General features: G+C 43.7%; 2 protein-coding genes. Both read left to right on the forward strand.

The features are described 5' to 3' along the window. A partial coding sequence (locus V7659_RS29340; protein ID WP_335543569.1) for an enoyl-CoA hydratase/isomerase family protein occupies positions 1-757 on the forward strand: 757 nt, incomplete at its 5' end. A 243-nt stretch (positions 758-1,000) separates the two neighbouring features. Then, positions 1,001-1,753: crotonase/enoyl-CoA hydratase family protein (locus V7659_RS29345; protein WP_335543570.1), on the forward strand; the 753-nt coding region annotated here is incomplete at its 3' end.

Consider the following 1,753-nt stretch of genomic DNA (forward strand, 5'->3'; position numbering starts at 1 on the left):
AGAAAAATTAGGTCCGGTTTTATCGTTAACCTTAAATCGGCCACAGAATTTAAATGCTTTCAGCCCGGAAATGCTTTTGGGATTAAAAGAAGCCTTGAAGAATGCCCAAACCGACGAGGACGTTCAGGTCATTGTGTTATCTGGTGCTGGTCGTTCGTTTTGTGCTGGCGGGGATGTAAAATCGATGGGCGCAGGAGGCGGCATTCAAGTCTATGAGCATATTGGAAAGCTGAATGAGTTGATTCTTTTGATGAAAGAGACGGAAAAGCCGATTATTGCTTCCGTTCATGGTTTTGCTGCCGGCGCGGGTTTCAATCTGGCACTGGCCTGTGATTTGATTGTAGCGGCAGATGACAGTAAATTCGCCCTCAGCTTTTCGCAGGTTGGCTTAATCTCCGATGGAGGAGGATCTTATTTTCTGCCAAGATTAGTCGGGCCGCACTTGGCCAAACAATTCTTCTTTACTGCCGAACCCATTCCTGCAGAGCGTCTAAATCAATTGGGTGTTGTTAATTATTTGCATCCATTGGAAAAACTTCAGGAAGAAACTACTAAACTGGCATTAAAATTGGCGCACGGCCCTGGTAAATCATTTGGAAAACAAAAGAAATTAATAGACCAGGCATTGACAGCCTCGTTAGATGAAATCCTGGAACAGGAACGGCTGATTCAAACTTTAATGGTGCAAACCGAAGACCACCAGGAAGGCATTGCCGCATTTATAGAGAAGCGGAAGCCTGAATTTAAAGGAAAGTAAATAATAAACGTTGCTGAATTCATCTAAGTCATTTGCATCAAGTTCCTCATATTTTTATGTGATTCCGTGTAAACGTTGCAGGAGTGGAGTGCAGACTCACGGATGGACCTCGGGCAGGCGCGTTTGCTAGCGCACACATACAATGGTGAATGCGGCCTGGCCCGAGACGGCCTTGCGCAAGGATATGAGATCTGTTTCTCTGAGAAATTTGCAGCAATTTAAAATTTAAGGGAGGTTTTTAATTTGACAAACGCTGTAACTGTTGAAAGAAAAGGACATGTTTTGCTTATCGGGTTAAATCGTCCAGAGGAACGAAACATATTCAACATGGACTTGATTTATGGATTAGCTTCTGCATTAGGTGAACTTGAGCATGATCCGGAATTGCGCTGTGGCGTACTGTTTGCTCATGGTAAACACTTTACACTAGGACTGGATTTAGCGGAGTATTCTTCACAAGCTAGTGAGGAAGGGAATGAGTACCCTGATGGTGGGATTGATCCATGGGGAGGACAAAAACCATACCGTACGAAGCCCCTTATTAGTGCCGTTCACGGAATTTGTTTGACTCTAGGTACTGAACTCATCCTTAACTCGGACATACGTTTAGCAGCAAAAGATACGCGGTTTTTCCAATTGGAAGTGCAACGTGGGATTTTTCCATTTGGCGGGGCAACATACCGTTTCGTACGTGATGCAGGATGGGGAAATGCAATGAGATATATGCTTACAGGCGATGAATTTTCTGCAGAGGAAGCTCATCGTATGGGCATCATTCAAGAAGTTGTGGAACAGGATCAACTTTTGCCTCGTGCGATTGAACTTGCAGAGAATATTGCTAGCCAATCACCACTTGGCACTCAAGAAACAATAAAAAATGCACGATTAGCTATCTTAGAAGGAGAAGAAATAGCTGCTCAAATGCTCCATCCTGTTATACATAAGTTATTTCAAACGGAGGATGCCAAAGAAGGTGTAGCTTCATTCTTAGAACGA

This window comes from Neobacillus drentensis, from assembly GCF_036966985.1.
GTDB classification, from domain to species: Bacteria; Bacillota; Bacilli; order Bacillales; family Cytobacillaceae; genus Neobacillus; species Neobacillus drentensis_E.